16 protein-coding genes and 1 pseudogene are annotated in these 13,579 nt (G+C 71.7%); 12 read left to right on the top strand and 5 right to left on the bottom strand.

Going from position 1 to position 13,579, the window contains the following annotated elements; all coding sequences use genetic code 11:
• Window positions 1-53: 53 nt before the first annotated feature.
• Entirely contained in the window at window positions 54-260 is a 207-nt protein-coding gene (locus B4915_RS01650) for a hypothetical protein (protein WP_105804104.1), read from the top strand.
• Between the two features lie 194 nt (window positions 261-454).
• Here the strand turns inward: B4915_RS01650 and B4915_RS01645 are convergent, their stop codons facing one another.
• The 3 genes from B4915_RS01645 to B4915_RS01635 form a co-directional block, all read right to left on the bottom strand.
• A complete protein-coding gene (locus B4915_RS01645; protein ID WP_146119995.1) occupies window positions 455-769 on the bottom strand; it encodes a helix-turn-helix domain-containing protein in 315 nt (104 codons plus the stop codon).
• A gap of 375 nt (window positions 770-1,144) precedes the next feature.
• A complete protein-coding gene (locus B4915_RS01640; RefSeq protein ID WP_105804102.1) occupies window positions 1,145-1,951 on the bottom strand; it encodes a tyrosine-protein phosphatase in 807 nt (268 codons plus the stop codon).
• A gap of 74 nt (window positions 1,952-2,025) precedes the next feature.
• Window positions 2,026-2,598, bottom strand: coding sequence for a TetR family transcriptional regulator (locus tag B4915_RS01635; RefSeq protein ID WP_105804101.1), 573 nt, complete (start codon window positions 2,596-2,598; stop codon window positions 2,026-2,028).
• A 340-nt stretch (window positions 2,599-2,938) separates the two neighbouring features.
• On the opposite strand from B4915_RS01635, the pseudogene B4915_RS14825 reads away from it, so the two are divergent.
• The 4 genes and pseudogenes from B4915_RS14825 to B4915_RS01615 form a co-directional block, all read left to right on the top strand.
• Window positions 2,939-3,283, top strand: a pseudogene (locus tag B4915_RS14825) (biotin transporter BioY); the annotation flags it as partial.
• 145 nt (window positions 3,284-3,428) lie between these two features.
• Window positions 3,429-4,133, top strand: coding sequence for an energy-coupling factor ABC transporter ATP-binding protein (locus B4915_RS01625; RefSeq protein WP_245907289.1), 705 nt, complete (start codon window positions 3,429-3,431; stop codon window positions 4,131-4,133).
• Entirely contained in the window at window positions 4,130-4,744 is a 615-nt protein-coding gene (locus tag B4915_RS01620; RefSeq protein ID WP_105804099.1) for an energy-coupling factor transporter transmembrane component T family protein, read from the top strand. The genes B4915_RS01625 and B4915_RS01620 overlap by 4 nt, the downstream gene beginning before the upstream one ends.
• Before the next feature lie 65 nt (window positions 4,745-4,809).
• Window positions 4,810-5,337, top strand: coding sequence for an SseB family protein (locus tag B4915_RS01615; protein ID WP_105804098.1), 528 nt, complete (start codon window positions 4,810-4,812; stop codon window positions 5,335-5,337).
• A gap of 132 nt (window positions 5,338-5,469) precedes the next feature.
• On the opposite strand, the gene B4915_RS01610 is transcribed toward B4915_RS01615, so the two are convergent.
• Window positions 5,470-6,039: a DUF308 domain-containing protein gene (locus B4915_RS01610; protein ID WP_105804097.1), complete on the bottom strand. Its 570-nt coding sequence runs from the start codon at window positions 6,037-6,039 to the stop codon at window positions 5,470-5,472.
• Between the two features lie 205 nt (window positions 6,040-6,244).
• Window positions 6,245-6,649: an acyl-CoA thioesterase gene (locus B4915_RS01605; RefSeq protein ID WP_105804096.1), complete on the bottom strand. Its 405-nt coding sequence runs from the start codon at window positions 6,647-6,649 to the stop codon at window positions 6,245-6,247.
• Between the two features lie 52 nt (window positions 6,650-6,701).
• On the opposite strand from B4915_RS01605, the gene B4915_RS01600 reads away from it, so the two are divergent.
• The 7 genes from B4915_RS01600 (at window position 6,702) to B4915_RS01570 (ending at window position 13,488) form a co-directional block, all read left to right on the top strand.
• Window positions 6,702-6,917, top strand: a complete 216-nt coding sequence (locus B4915_RS01600) for an SCO4848 family membrane protein (RefSeq protein WP_105804095.1) — start codon at window positions 6,702-6,704, stop codon at window positions 6,915-6,917.
• 7 nt (window positions 6,918-6,924) lie between these two features.
• Window positions 6,925-7,878 carry a LysR family transcriptional regulator gene (locus tag B4915_RS01595; protein WP_105804094.1) on the top strand — a complete coding sequence of 318 codons (954 nt, stop codon included), beginning with the start codon at window positions 6,925-6,927 and terminating at the stop codon, window positions 7,876-7,878.
• Window positions 7,879-8,024: 146 nt separating this feature from the next.
• A complete protein-coding gene (locus B4915_RS01590) occupies window positions 8,025-9,413 on the top strand; it encodes an MFS transporter (RefSeq protein WP_105804093.1) in 1,389 nt (462 codons plus the stop codon).
• On the top strand, window positions 9,410-10,675 hold the full coding sequence (locus B4915_RS01585) for a M20 family metallo-hydrolase (RefSeq protein ID WP_105804092.1): 1,266 nt from the start codon (window positions 9,410-9,412) through the stop codon (window positions 10,673-10,675). The genes B4915_RS01590 and B4915_RS01585 overlap by 4 nt, the downstream gene beginning before the upstream one ends.
• The gene (locus B4915_RS01580; protein WP_105804193.1) at window positions 10,672-12,234 is read left to right on the top strand and encodes an amidase; all 1,563 of its coding nucleotides are present in this window, start codon (window positions 10,672-10,674) and stop codon (window positions 12,232-12,234) included. The genes B4915_RS01585 and B4915_RS01580 overlap by 4 nt, the downstream gene beginning before the upstream one ends.
• A 44-nt stretch (window positions 12,235-12,278) precedes the next feature.
• Entirely contained in the window at window positions 12,279-12,677 is a 399-nt protein-coding gene (gene tagD / locus B4915_RS01575; protein WP_105804091.1) for a glycerol-3-phosphate cytidylyltransferase, read from the top strand.
• 43 nt (window positions 12,678-12,720) lie between these two features.
• The gene (locus tag B4915_RS01570) at window positions 12,721-13,488 is read left to right on the top strand and encodes an NADPH-dependent oxidoreductase (protein ID WP_105804090.1); all 768 of its coding nucleotides are present in this window, start codon (window positions 12,721-12,723) and stop codon (window positions 13,486-13,488) included.
• Window positions 13,489-13,579 lie beyond the last annotated feature (91 nt).

Here is a 13,579-nt window from a genome sequence, read left to right as displayed (position 1 = left end):
TTGCGAGTGTATTGTTCAGACGTGCCTGCTAGTCAATCAAGGAGTCACGCCCAATGAACGCCATCCCCAATCGTGCCCAGGACGGCGTTTGGATTGTCGTGTCTGACTACGAAAACGAGAGCAGGATCGTCGCGTTGTGCAACAGCGCGGAAGAAGCTGACGACTTCTGCGAACAGCACAAGGACACCCTGGAGGACCTGGCCTTCACGTTCTTTCCTTTCGGATATCGCTTCGGCGGCGGTTCGCGACGCCAGCAGTAGTCCCCGAGCCGCTGTGCGGCGCACTGCCACTGAGGGGTTCCCTGACCCCAGCCAGACGCGTAGCCTGGCCCCATGTGCGGGAGAGTCATCCGCTGAGCCGTCCTGTCAGCACTCAGGAAGCACGCTGATGAGCAAGCCGAAATCAGACGTCGGCCTACTCTCTAATCTCCCTCGAGCCCGAGCACCTGCGCGCGTTACGCGGACACCTCCGACGGAATGAACGCGTTCAAGCGGTCCTGCTTGCGGGGCTTCAGCTCGCCTGCATGGACGAGGTTAAAGATGGTCTTGGCCTTCAGGCCGAGGAACTCCGCAACCTGCTTCGTCGTCCAGGTAGGCTCGTATTCCCCAAAGTTCTGTGAGTGGATCTGCCCAGTGCAGTGCGCGCAGCACTGTGGTCTCTCGAGAGCGTGAACGAGGTGTGCAGTATTGTCCATCCGGATGCCTTGAAGTCGTGCCGCGGCTTCCTCACGAACGATCTTTCGAATAGCTGCAGTAGCGGCGCCTTCCATGCCTCGATTCTGTCGCTGTGTCACAGAACGTGGGACGCGGTTATCCACCAATGCCAGTGGTGTGCGCAGAAGCTCCTTGACGGTGCTCTTCGCGGTTGGAAGAACGCCGCCAGCGCGCGCGGAACAGCGCAGCATCGCGTTGTCAGCGCGATGCTGCGCTCGGGTAGGTCGGATTTGAAATCGCACCAAGATCGGCAGCAAAGGGTCGGACCTGAGATCGGACCCTTGTTGTCCGCAGCGAGTCCGCAGAAGTGTCAGTTTTGGCCAGCACTCCCCTATCGCCACCAATCACTACTTCCGCATGATTCCGGGCCAGACGGGCACTCACCATCGATACCAATCACCCATCGATCTAACACCCTGTTCTGAACCGGATCAGGCGGCGAGGAGGGCCGCACGGAGTTTCTCCGTTTCGTCCTGGGTGAGTCCGCCGGCACGCAGATAGCCAGGGGCGCCGCTGTACTGCGCCTCGACCCAGTCGAGTGCGGACGCCATCGCCGCCTCGGGCGCGCGCGTCGCGAGCGTCTCGAGCCGCGGCGTGAGTGGCACGCCCAGCGAGGTGACGAGGGCCGTGAGCTCCGCACCGAAGGGACCGGCCAGCTTCTCGTCGGTGACGGCGTAGTCGGCGAGGATGTCCTCTCGCGAGACGCCCGCGAGCGAGAGCAGCAGGGCGCTCGCCAACCCCGTGCGGTCCTTCCCCGCGGTGCAGTGGACGAGCACGCCGGGCGACTCCTCGGTGGCGGCCGCGACGACGATCCGGGCGAGCTCCGCGAACTGCCTCCCGCTCGCCTCGAGCATGGAGCGGTACAGCTCCTCCAGCGTGGGGAGGCGGCTCATCACCTGGTCGATCAGCGCCGGTGTGAGGGCTCGAGGCGCCTCGTCGTTCGTGGGCAGCAGGCTCTGCACGAGCCCGTCCATCGCACCGCCCAGGATCGGCAGCGGGGTGAACGCGGGGCCGCCCGCAGCGGGGAGCACATCGGCGGCGCGCCGGCGCTCGGCCTCCGTCCGCAGATCGACGACGTGGCCGATCCCGAGCTCCGTGAGCCCCCGCTGCCCCTCGGGGGTGAGCGCCGTCAGCGCGTCCGCCCGGAAGAGCACCGGGGCGACCGTCCCGCCGCCCGCCGCGAGGCCGCCCAGAGCCCGCGCGTTGTAGGTCACCGGTATCGACCCCGTGATGTCCATGCCGCCCCCTCGCCCGTCTCGCCCCACGGTATCGCACCGCAGGGCCGTTCCCTGCGAGGCCGGGGCGGCGGGGATCAGCGCAGGCCGGCGAGGATGATGTCGAGGCCGCGGCCGAAGGAGGCTTCCAGCTCCGCCTCCGCGACGGCCGCGGGCGTCGCCGTCTGGCCTGCTGCAGCGGCGACGGCAGGGCCACCGGCCGGAGGCCCGGCGGCGAAGGCGGCGAGCGCGCCGAGGGCGGCCGCCTGCAGGTGGGTCTGGGTCGACTGCGCGTGCCCGAAGGTGTAGAGCAGGAGGGTGCGCGCCCCGTCGGCGCCGACGAGCGCGGCGAGGCGCTCCTCGATCTCCGAGGCGCCGAGGCGGAAGGCCGCGGCCGTCGCGACCACGTCGGCGCCGTCGCGTACCGCCAGCATGGCGTCCCGCAGCGCGACGCAGAAGCGGCGCGGATCACCCTCCGCCGCGCCCGCGCCCGCGACGATGCGGTCCGCCATGAGCGCCAGCAGCGTCTGCTTGTCGGGCACGTGGTGGTAGAGCGCGCTCGGCTGCACCCCGAGCTCCGCGGCGACGCGGCGCATCGAGCACCCCTCGAGGCCCTGCGCCTCCAGCACGCGCAGGGCCGCTGAGACGACATCGGCGAGGGAGTTGCGCATGCTCCCAGCCTAACGCTAACCTGCGGCCGCCCCCCCATACCCCCACCCCCGGCATCCGCGGGGCGCGGACGGGGGGGGGGGGGGCCGCCCCGGGGGCCCCCCCCCCCCCCCCCCCCCCCCCCCCCCGCCCCCCCCCCCCCCCGCCCCCGCCGGCACGGCACTGCCCGCGAGCACCGCCGTCGACGCCGAACCGGCGGGGCGACGCCCCGCCCGGCGCGGCAGCGTCGCCACCGACATCGCGCTCATCGCCGCCTTCGCCGCGCTGATCGCCGTCTGCGCCCTGCTGCCCGCGATCAGCGTCGGCGGCGCCGTGCCGATCACGCTGCAGACCTTCGCGGTGATGCTCGCCGGGGCCGTACTCGGCGCCCGCCGCGGCTTCCTCGCTGTGCTCCTCTACCTCGCCGTCGGCGCCATCGGGCTGCCCGTCTTCTCCGGGGGCGCGGCGGGCCTCGCCCCCTTCGCGGGACCCACGGCCGGTTACCTGCTCGGCTTCCCGCTCGCGGCGCTCGCCACCGGATTCATCGTGGAGCGCCTGCCGCGGCGCAAGATCGCGAGCAGCGTCCCGCTGATCTTCGCCGCCGGCCTCCTTTCCAGCCTCGTGTTCATCCACCCGCTCGGGATCCTCGGCATGTCCTGGCGCGCCGATCTCACCATCGGCCAGGCCTTCCTCGCGGATCTGGCCTTCCTGCCTGGCGATATCGTGAAGAATCTGCTCATGGCCCTCGTGGCCACCGCCGTGCACCGCGCCTTTCCCGCGCTGCTGCCGCCCCGGCGCCGCCCCCCGCGCCGCCCCGGCGGCAGGCCCGCGGATCGAACTGCGCAACGCCGGCGTGACCGCCCCCTCCGCCACGGGCGCGGTCACGATCCTGCACCCCACCACGCTCACGCTCACGGAGCGGCGCATCTCGATCATCGGTGGCAACGGCTCGGGCAAATCGACCCTGGCACGCCTCATCAACGGGCTCGTGGAGCCGAGCACGGGGAGCGTGCGGATCACGGTCGGGCCGGCCGGGAGCGCGGGGGAACCGGATCGCGCTCTCGACACCCGCCGCGACGGACCGGCCGTGCGCAGAAGCGTCGGCTTCGTCTTCACCGACCCGAGCGCCCAGCTCATCATGCCGACCGCGGCGGAGGACGTCGCCCTCTCGCTGCGGCGCACGCACCCGGGCAAGCGCGAGCGCCGCGCCGCCGCGGTGGCGGTCCTCGAACGCTTCGGGATCGCGGGCCTCGCCGAGCAGAGCGTGCACTCGCTCTCGGGCGGCCAGAAGCAGCTGCTCGCGATCGCCGCGGTGCTCGCCGCGGATCCCGCGATCCTCGTCGCCGATGAGCCCACCACGCTGCTCGATCTGCGGAACGCGAGGCGCATCGGGGAGCTGCTGATGGCACTGCCGCAGCAGCTCGTGCTGGTCACGCACGAGCTGGAGCTTGCCGCGCAGGCCGACCGCAGCCTCGTGGTGGACGGTGGGCGCGTGGTGTTCGACGGGGACCCGCGGGACGCCGTGGCCCACTATCGTGCACTCGCGGAGCGGCCGTGAGCGCCCCGTCGCCGCTCGGGGCATACCGCCCCGGCACGGGACCGCTGCACCGGGCGGCCCCGGGTGTGAAGCTGCTCGGCCTCTTCACGCTCGCGATCGCGGTGGTGTGGACGCGCGGCGCGGCGTTCACCGCGCTGTGGCTCGGGATCGCGGTCGCCCTGGCCCTGCTCGCCGGGCTACGCGGCCGCGACTTCTGGCGGGTCACGCGCGGCTTCGCCCTCGTCGCGGTGCCGCTCTTCGCCTTCCAGGCCTGGCAGCAGGGCTGGGAGCGCGGCTTCGAGGTGGTGGGCGACCTCTTCGCGCTGATCCTCGCGGCGAGCGCCCTCACGGCGAGCACCTCGGTCGACGACATGCTCGACACGGTCGCCGGTGCCCTCGGCCCGCTGCGGCGTTTCGGGGTGCGCCCGGAGCGGGTGGCGCTCGCCTTCTCCCTCGTGATCCGCGCGATCCCGAGCACGCTGGAGATCGCCCGCGAGACGCAGGCCGCCGCCCGCGCCCGCGGCCTGGAACGAAGCCCGCGCGCCCGTGCCGTCCCGCTCGTGCTGCGCACCGTCGCCCACGCGCAGGCCACCGGGGAAGCGCTGGCCGCGCGAGGCGTGGGCGAGGAGTGAGCCTGCCGGGGAACGGGCCGACCGCCCGGCCGGGGCGGTCGCCGCGCACGCCCTAGGCTAGACGCATGGCACACGACGACGCACAGCGGCCCGAGGCCGGCACGGCGAGCGATCCCGCACCCGAGGAGACGGACGCGCAGGCGGCGGCGATCCCCCCCGAGGTGCACGCCGACTACGCGAACGAGACCGCGCGCGCGGCCCTCGACGCCTTCCGGGCGACACCCGACTACGAGCACCTCGCCGCCTTTCTGAGCTCGCTGCGCGAGGGGTACCTCGTGGTCGACGTCTCCGGCGCACCCTCGAAGCGCAAGGGGCCGAGGGTGCGCACGATCCGCTCGACGAGCGGGCAGCTCGTGCTGCCCCTGTTCACCTCGATGGACGAGCTCCGCGCGGTGGTTCCGGCGGAGCGACGCGGCGAGCTGCGCGGCGCGGTGATGCCCGCCCGCGGTGCGCTCGCGCTGATCGCCACCGACCGCTTCGTGGCGGCCGAGTTCGACAAGGCCTCGGCTTCGCTCGTGGTGCTGCGCAAGTACGTCTCCCTCGCAGCGGGCGAGGAGCCGATCACCGCGGAGGGGCTCGAAGCGCTGCGCTGAGGCGGATCGGGCCGGCCCGGGCGGAGCTGCGCGGGATCCCGGCGGAGCTGCGCGGGATCCTGGCGGACCGCCCGCGAGCACACGAAGGGGCCGGCTCCCCCCAGAGCCGACCCCGTTCGCGGAGGCCCGGTGCTACACCGAGGGCCTCAGTGTGAGGGCGCGCACCATCTGCACGACACCCATCACAACCATTGCGACGCCGAGCAGCAGCCACAGCGTGACCGCTCCCAGCAGCGGCAGCAGAATGAGGCTGAGACCGGCGATCACGCTGATCACCCCGTAGACGATGGTCCACACCTTGCTGTCGCTCTCGGAGACGACGGTGAAGGCCATGATCCCCTCGAGCACCCACAGGGCGCCGATGGTGATGGACAGGAAGAGCGCGATCACCGCGGCGGCCGCGCCGAGATTCAGCATCACCACGACGCCGCCGGCGAGATAGAGCAGGCCGAGCAGGATGTGTCCCACGCGGGCCCACCCGCCTCTGCTCCTGCTGAAGATCGAGGAGCCGATGTAGACGACGCCGGCGGCCAGGGCATAGGCGGCGGTGAGCGCCGCCACGATCTGCATGGTGATCTCGCCGGACTTCGCGGGGAACAGCAGGATCAGCATCCCGAGCACCACCGCGATGAGGCCGCCGACTCCGAGCGCCGTGCGGACGCCGTCACCGAATCGGCTCTGCGTGCCTGTCGCTTCCGTCATGGCCGGCCCTCCCCCGAATGCGATCCGTTCCAGGATACTTGGAACACATTCTTAATTATGCTCCATGCGGCACGCAAGCGCCACTCCCGTGACGCTCTGTGACACGGGCCGCACCCCGCCCGAGGTCACCGGGCGCGAATGCCCCTCCGCCCGCCGGGCCGGCGCCCGAGACCCCGGGAACCGCGCCGCTCGCCCGCCGCGGGGCTCAGCGCCGCTGCCGCAAACGCTCCGTACCCTCGGTGGCGTTCTCGCGGCCGTGGACGACGGGGCGGCCCGCATCGTCGACGGCGACGAAGACGATGCGCTCCAGGGTCAGCACCTCCTCACCCGTGACCGCGTTCTCCACGCGGCAGCCGAGTGTGATGGAGGTGCGGCCGAAGCCGACGACCCGGTACTCCAGCTCGAGCAGATCGCCGCGGTCGGCGCGGGCCGCGAAGTCGATGGCCGACATGTGGCGGGTGACCACGTCCTTCGTCCCGAGCTGGGCGACCGCCACGATCGCGGCCTCCTCGTCCACCCACTGCAGCAGGCGCCCCCCGAAGAGCGCGCCGTGCTGATTGAGATCCTCGGGCTTGACCCACTTGCGCACGACGTGACGGTACTCGCTCATACGGTCAGCCTACGCGGCGTCACGCCACGCGCCGCGCCCGTAGACTTACCGCATGATCGTGCTCGCGGGGATCCTGCTGCTGGTGAACGCCCTCTACAACGTCGTGGTCTGGCCGCGCTTCTGGACGCGGGTGAAGCTCGACCCGCGCGCCCGCGACGAGCAGGGCCGGCCGACCCGCTTCTACACCGTGCACGCGGTGCTCATCGGCATCGCGCTGCTGCTCGCGCTCGTCTCGGCGGTCGCCGGCGTCGTGCTGCTCCTCCCCTAGGCGGCGCATGAGGCCGGAGTTCACGCTCGTCCAGCTGCGCTACTTCGCCGCCGTCGCGCGACGAGAGCACATGACCGCCGCCGCCGCCGAGCTGAACGTGACGCAGTCGACGCTCTCCAGCGCCATCGCCCAGCTCGAGCGGGAGTTCGGGGTGCCGCTGTTCGAGCGCCTCCCGCGCCGCGGCCTGCGGCTCACCCCGGCCGGGCACACCCTGCTGGCTCGCAGCGCAGCCTTCCTGGAGGAGGCCGAGCTCATCTCGCGTTCGGTCCGCGAGGAGACGGAGCAGCTCACCGGGGAGCTCGTCGTCGGCATGTACTCTCCGCTGGCCCCCTTCCGCGCCCCCGTGCTGCTGCAGCACTTCGAGCGACTGCATCCGCACGTGAACCTCGTGTTCCTGGAGGGCGATCAGGGCTCCCTGCAGCAGGCGCTCCTCGACGGCCACTGCGAGCTCGCGCTGATGTACGACCTCGGAGTCGGCGAGCGCTTCAGCAGGCGGCTGATCGAGCAGATCCCGCCGCACGCGATCGTTCCCGCGGATCACCCGATCGCCCGCTCCCGCCGGCGCGAGATCAGCCTCCTGGAGCTCGCCGAGGAGCCGCTGATCCTGCTGAACCTGCCGCACACGCGCGAGTACTACCTGGGGCTCTTCAAGCAGCTGGGCGTCACGCCCCGCGTGCGCCACGTCTCTCTCGGCTACGAGACGGTGCGCTCCTTCGTCGCCCTCGGCCACGGCTACTCGCTCCTGAATCACTGGGTCGGGCACGGGATGACCTACGCCGGGGATCACGTGGTCCCCATTCGGCTCACCGATCCGCTGCCACCGACGGAGGCCTCGCTGGTGCGCCTCCGGGGGGCCCGGCCGACGCGGAGATCACTGGCCTTCGAGGAGGTGTGCCTCGCCCTCGCAGGCCGGGGCGAGGCATCGGAGGCCTCGCCGGACGCAACGAGAACGGGAGCCTGAACCCGGCTTCTCATCGACCGAGTCGATGGGAATGAGCGAGAGAAACCATTGGACCGCACCCGAGGCCGCGCCCAAAGATGGGGTCAGTCCTATCGAGGCCCGGCAATGCCGCCGGGTCCACGCCGCCGGACCCACAGGAGCACGCAATGACGCAGCACCCCCCACCGACCCGTATCGACTCCCCCACCGACCCCGTCGACATCCCCACCGGCCCGCTCCCCGTCGCCGAGCGACGTCGCCTCGACCGCGGCAAGCGCCGGGTGCTGCTCGCCGGAAGCGTCGGCCAGTTCATCGAGTTCTACGACTTCAGCCTCTACGGGCTCTCGGCGATCACGCTCTCCCGGCTGTTCTTCCCGGGCGAGAGCCCGGTGCTCGCCCTGCTCGCCACCTTCGCCACCTTCGGCGTGGCGTTCCTCATCCGTCCGCTCGGCGGCCTCTTCTTCGGCGCCCTCGGCGACCGCTACGGTCGCCGGCCGGTGCTCTACGTCACGCTGCTCACCATCGGCGCGGCCACCGCGGCGATCGGGCTGCTGCCCACCTACGCGCAGATCGGCATCTTCGCCCCCGCGCTGCTGGTGCTCTGCCGCCTGCTGCAGGGCTTCTCGGCCGGAGGCGAGTCCGTCGGCGCTCCCGCCTTCGTGTTCGAGCACGCGCCGAAGAACCGGCGGGGGCTGTGGCTGAACATCACGCTCGCGGCGACCGCCCTGCCCTCCGTCGTCGGCGGAACCCTCATCCTGCTGCTGTCCACGAGCATGAGCGCCGAGGCGTTCGAGGCCTGGGGCTGGCGCGTCCCGTTCCTCATCGCACTGCCGCTCGCGTTCTTCGGCCTCTGGATCCGCTCGCGCACCGAGGAGTCGGAGGCGTTCAAGCAGGTCCAGGCCAAGCACGCCGGCAAGGAGCACACGCCGATCCGCGACGCCTTCCGCGAGAACCGCGTGAAGATGCTGCAGGTCATCATGGTCATGGGCCTCACGGCGATGGGCTTCTACTTCCTCACGGGCTACTTCGTCTCCTACGTGCAGACGGCCGGTGAGCTCGGCCGCGAGCAGTCGCTGCTCATCAACGCCGCGGCGATGCTGCTGTACGCGCTGGTGCTCCCGATCGGCGGCGTCATCGGCGACCGCGTCGGCCGCAAGCCCATGCTCATCGCGGGCTCCCTCGTCATCGCAGTGCTGGCGATCCCCTCCTTCATGCTCGTGACCTCGGGGACGCTGGCGCTCGCGCTGCTCGGCCAGTTCGTGTTCGTCATCTGCATCTGCGTCTACGGTGGCGGCTGCTACACCTTCTTCGTCGAGATCTTCACCACCCGCACCCGCTTCACCTCCGCCGCCATCAGCTACAACGTCGGCTACGCCGTCTTCGGCGGGACCGCGCCGTTCATCGGCACCTGGCTGGTGGAGGCGACCGGGCTGAGCTTCAGCCCCGGCGTCTACGTGGCGCTCGCGGCGGCACTCGTCTTCCTCGTCCTCATCTGCACCCGTGTCCCCGAAACCCACCCGCTGAAGCGGCGAAGCACCCCAGGAGCCCCTGAATGAGCACCCCCGACTTCCTCACCGATTTCCACGAGGTCGCCCGCATCGGCGCCACCGAGAACGGCGGCGTCGATCGGCAGGCCGCGACCGAGGAGGACCGCCGCACCCGCGAGTGGTTCCGCGAGTTCGCGCAGCGGCGCGGCTGGGAGGTGCGGGTCGACGGGATCGGCAACCAGTTCGCCCTCGTCGAGTTCACACCGGGCGCGCCGCACATCCTCCTCGGATCGCATCTCGACTCGCAACCGCTCGGCGGACGCTTCGACGGCGCCTACGGCGTGATCGCGGGCCTCCACGCGGCGGACCGGATCGCCCGACGCGTCGCCGAGGGCGGCGAACGACCGGCGGTCAACCTCGCCGTCGTCAACTGGTTCAACGAGGAGGGCGGCCGCTTCGCCCCCTCCATCATGGGCAGTTCCGTCTTCGCCGGGCTCATGGACGAGCAGCTCATGCTCGAGGTCCGCGACCTCGCCGGGGTGCGTGTCCGCGATGCGCTCGAAGCCATCGGCTATCTCGGCAGCGACGCGCGCCCGCAGATCTGCGGTTACGCCGAGATCCACATCGAGCAGGGGCGGATCCTGGAGCGCGAGGCCACGCCCATCGGCGCCGTCGACTACAGCTGGTTCACGCAGAAGCTCGACATCGAGGTGCTCGGCGAGCAATCGCACACGGGAGCCACGGCCATGGCCGACCGGCATGACGCGCTCGTGGGCGCCGCGCAGGTCATCATGAAGGTGCACGAGGTCACCGGATGCTTCGAGCCCGAGACCCTCGTCTCCTCCGTCGGGCAGCTCACCCTCGAGCCGAACTCCCCCATCGTCGTGGCGCGGCGGGTGCACCTCGTCGCGGATCTGCGTGCCGCGGAGGAGCGCGTGGTGCGGGAGGCCCGGGCGCGGCTGCTCGACGACTTCGCCGGGATCGCGTCCGCGAGCGGCCTCACGATCAACGCCACGGACTTCGACGTGCGGGACAACCAGCACTACCCCGAGGACGGGCTGGCGCTCACGGAGCGCGTGGCCGCCGATCTGGGCCTCGGCGCGCGCCGGATCCGCACCATGGCGGGTCACGACTCGGTCGCGATGAACCGTATCGCGCCCACCGTGATGATGTTCATCCCCTCGGTCGACGGCGTGAGCCACTGCGAGCGGGAGTTCAGCCGCGACGAGGACATGCTGGCCGGCCTGGACGTGCTCACCGAGGTGGGGTGGCGCATGCTGCACGGCGCCCTCGCCTGCACGCCGAACGGCGGGGCGCCGGTCTCGCGATGAGCACGCGCACCCTCCCGCCCGAGTCCGTCGTTCCCGGCGCCTCGCGCACCGCCCCCGGAGACCCGTCGCCGTGCGCCGGTTCCGCAGCGCTGACCGCGCTCAGCGCCACCGACGCGCTCGCGGGCTTCGCCGCCGGCGATTTCTCCCCGAGCGAGCTCTTCGCCGCGACCGCGGAACGGATCGCGGCGGGCGCCGGGGACCGCGAGCACGGCGTCAACCCCTTCACGGAGCTGCTGCTCGACGAGGCGGCGGAGCGTGCCCGCGCGGCCGACGACGCCTACTGCGCGGCGCGACGCAGCGGCACTCCGGTGCCTCCGCTGCTGGGACTCCCGGTCGCGACGAAGGAGAAGCACGGGATCGCGGGCCGCCGTCTGGAGCAGGGCCTCGCCGCCTGCCGGGGCCAGCGCGCCGAGGCGGATCATCCCGTGGTGGAGCGGATCCTCGCGGCCGGCGGGATCATCCACGCCCGGACGACCTCGCCGGAGTTCTCCTGCGCGACCGTCACCCACTCCCCCGCCTGGGGCGTCACGCGCAACCCGTGGAACCTCGCCGCCTCGCCCGGCGGCTCTTCCGGCGGCGCGGGGGCGGCGCTGGCGGCAGGCATGGCGCAGCTCGCCACGGCCTCCGACATCGCCGGCAGCACCCGCATCCCCGCGGGATTCACCGGCACGGTCGGCTACAAGGCCCCCTACGGCCGGATCCCCGGCCTGCCGCCGCTCGCGGCCGACTGGTACCGCGGCGACGGACCGATGGGGCGCACCGTCGCCGACACGGCGCTGTTCGCGGCCGTGATGAGCGGACGTCACCCGGTCGACCACCGCTCCTGGGGAGCGCACGGGGAGCGGCCCGATCGCGGAGTGCCCCACGGCGCCGAGGCCGTGCGCGGATTGCGGATCGGCTACGACCCGACGCTGGGCGACTACCCGGTGGCCGCGAGCATCCGGGCGAACACCGACCGGGTCGCGCGCGCCCTCGAGGAGGCGGGTGCGGTGATCGTCCCCGTCAGCCTGCCCTGGACGAGCGAGCGCATCACCCGCGTCACCTTCGCCCACTTCGGCCACATCCTCGGGCCCGCGATGGCGGCGCTCACCGCCGGCACCGAGGATCGACTCGCCCCGTACACCCGCCGCTTCATCGCCGACGCGGCCGCCGCCGCGGCACGCACTCCGCTCACGGAGTCGCTGGCGCTCGACGCCGAGCTGCAGCGCGAGCTCGCCGAGGCGATGGCCGGGCTCGACGCCCTCATCACCCCCACGCAGGCCGTCGAGATGCTCGACGCGGACGGGGACTACCTCGACGGCATCGCGGTCCGCGCGGCGGACGGCCGGATCCGGCAGCTCTCGCACTACTGGGAGGCGCATCTGACGAGCCCCTTCAACGTGGCCAACCACTGCCCGGTGCTCTCCGTTCCGAGCGGGATGTCGGCCGTCGGAGTGCCCACCGGGGTGCAGGTGGTCGGCCAGCCGGGGGACGAGGCGACGGTGTTCAGGATCGGCAGCGCCGTGGAGGCACTGACCGAGATGCCGCCCTTCCCGGAGCTCGCGCGGCTGAGGGGCTGAGAGTTCCCGGGGGCCGCGGGCGGCGGTGCTCATACGATAGAGGCATGAAGCGGATCCTCACCTACGGCACCTTCGACCTCCTGCACTGGGGACACATCCGCCTGCTGCGGCGCGCCCGCTCCCTCGGCGACTATCTCGTCGTGGCCGCGTCCACCGAGGAGTTCAACGCCGGGAAGGGCAAGAAGACCTACCACGACTTCGAGACGCGCAAGAACATGCTCGAGGCGGTGCGCTACGTCGACCTGGTGATCCCCGAGGAACGGTGGGACCAGAAGATCGACGACGTGCGGAAGTACGAGATCGACGCCGTGGTGATGGGCGGCGACTGGGAGGGCGACGAGCGATTCGAGATCCTGCGCCCCTACTGCGAGGTCATCTACCTCGACCGCACCGAGGGCGTCTCCACGACGAAGATCAAGCAGGATCTCGGCGAGGGCGCCTGAGCGGCGTCCGCGAGCGCCGTCGAATCCCACCCGGAGGAGCACCGTGACTGATCCGGCCGAGAGCCCCGTCATCCAGCAGCAGCACCGGCACCGCTCGGTGCGGCGATTCCTGCCCGAGCCGGTCGGCGATGCCCAGCTCGAGGCGATCGTGGGCGCCGCCCAGCGCGCCTCGAGCTCCTCGAATCTGCAGGCCTGGTCGGTGGTGGCGGTGCGGGACGCGGATCGCCGCTTGCGGCTCTCGCGGGCGCTCGGCGGGCACCCCTACATCGAGCAGGCACCGGTGTTCCTGGTCTGGCTCGCCGACCTCGCCCGCAACGCGCAGCTGCTCCGCTCGCGCGGGGTCGAGCCGGAGACGCTGCGCTACATCGAGACGACGCTGCTCGGCGCCATCGACGTGGGGATCGCCGCGCAGAACGCCCTCCTCGCCGCGGAGTCGCTGGGCCTCGGCGGCGTGTTCGTCGGCGGGATCCGCAACGACCCCGAGGCGGTGAGCGAGGAGCTCGGGCTGCCGGAGCACACCTTCGCGATCGTCGGCATGGCCCTCGGCGTGCCCGATCCTGCCGAGGGCACGGGGATCAAGCCCCGTCTGCCACTGCACGGCGTGCTGCACCACGAGCGCTACGACCCCGAGGCCTGGCGCGATGCGACCGTCGAGTACGAGACGCGCTATCGCGCCTATTTCGAGACCCAGGGCGCGCCGGATCGCAGCTGGGCGGAGACCACGAGCCGCCGTCTCGGCCCCGTCACGGGCCTGCACGGGCGCGACACCATGCGCGCCTCCCTGCGCACCCAGGGCTTCCCCTCCGAGTAGCCGCGCCCCGTCCCCGCGCCGAGTCCGCACGCTTCCCTCGCACCGCAATGGGTGCTCTCGGCGGAACGGTGCGGACTCGGCGGTGCGCGGG

Origin of the sequence: Leucobacter massiliensis, from assembly GCF_002982315.1 — a bacterium.
GTDB lineage: Bacteria > Actinomycetota > Actinomycetes > Actinomycetales > Microbacteriaceae > Leucobacter > Leucobacter massiliensis.
The sequence above is the reverse complement of the archived record's forward strand: the minus strand, read 5'-3'. Positions and strand labels throughout refer to the sequence as shown.

What these genes read in the sequence shown, in the direction of transcription:
- B4915_RS01590 (WP_105804093.1), top strand. Translation starts at nt 8,025, where the DNA reads ATGACGCAGCACCCCCCACCGACCCGTATCGACTCCCCCACCGACCCC.
- B4915_RS01615 (WP_105804098.1), top strand. Translation starts at nt 4,810, where the DNA reads ATGGCACACGACGACGCACAGCGGCCCGAGGCCGGCACGGCGAGCGAT.
- tagD (WP_105804091.1), top strand. Translation starts at nt 12,279, where the DNA reads ATGAAGCGGATCCTCACCTACGGCACCTTCGACCTCCTGCACTGGGGA.
- B4915_RS01600 (WP_105804095.1), top strand. Translation starts at nt 6,702, where the DNA reads ATGATCGTGCTCGCGGGGATCCTGCTGCTGGTGAACGCCCTCTACAAC.
- B4915_RS01580 (WP_105804193.1), top strand. Translation starts at nt 10,672, where the DNA reads ATGAGCACGCGCACCCTCCCGCCCGAGTCCGTCGTTCCCGGCGCCTCG.
- B4915_RS01605 (WP_105804096.1), bottom strand. Translation starts at nt 6,649, where the DNA reads ATGAGCGAGTACCGTCACGTCGTGCGCAAGTGGGTCAAGCCCGAGGAT.
- B4915_RS01645 (WP_146119995.1), bottom strand. Translation starts at nt 769, where the DNA reads ATGGAAGGCGCCGCTACTGCAGCTATTCGAAAGATCGTTCGTGAGGAA.
- B4915_RS01640 (WP_105804102.1), bottom strand. Translation starts at nt 1,951, where the DNA reads ATGGACATCACGGGGTCGATACCGGTGACCTACAACGCGCGGGCTCTG.
- B4915_RS01595 (WP_105804094.1), top strand. Translation starts at nt 6,925, where the DNA reads ATGAGGCCGGAGTTCACGCTCGTCCAGCTGCGCTACTTCGCCGCCGTC.
- B4915_RS01635 (WP_105804101.1), bottom strand. Translation starts at nt 2,598, where the DNA reads ATGCGCAACTCCCTCGCCGATGTCGTCTCAGCGGCCCTGCGCGTGCTG.
- B4915_RS01585 (WP_105804092.1), top strand. Translation starts at nt 9,410, where the DNA reads ATGAGCACCCCCGACTTCCTCACCGATTTCCACGAGGTCGCCCGCATC.
- B4915_RS01650 (WP_105804104.1), top strand. Translation starts at nt 54, where the DNA reads ATGAACGCCATCCCCAATCGTGCCCAGGACGGCGTTTGGATTGTCGTG.
- B4915_RS01610 (WP_105804097.1), bottom strand. Translation starts at nt 6,039, where the DNA reads ATGACGGAAGCGACAGGCACGCAGAGCCGATTCGGTGACGGCGTCCGC.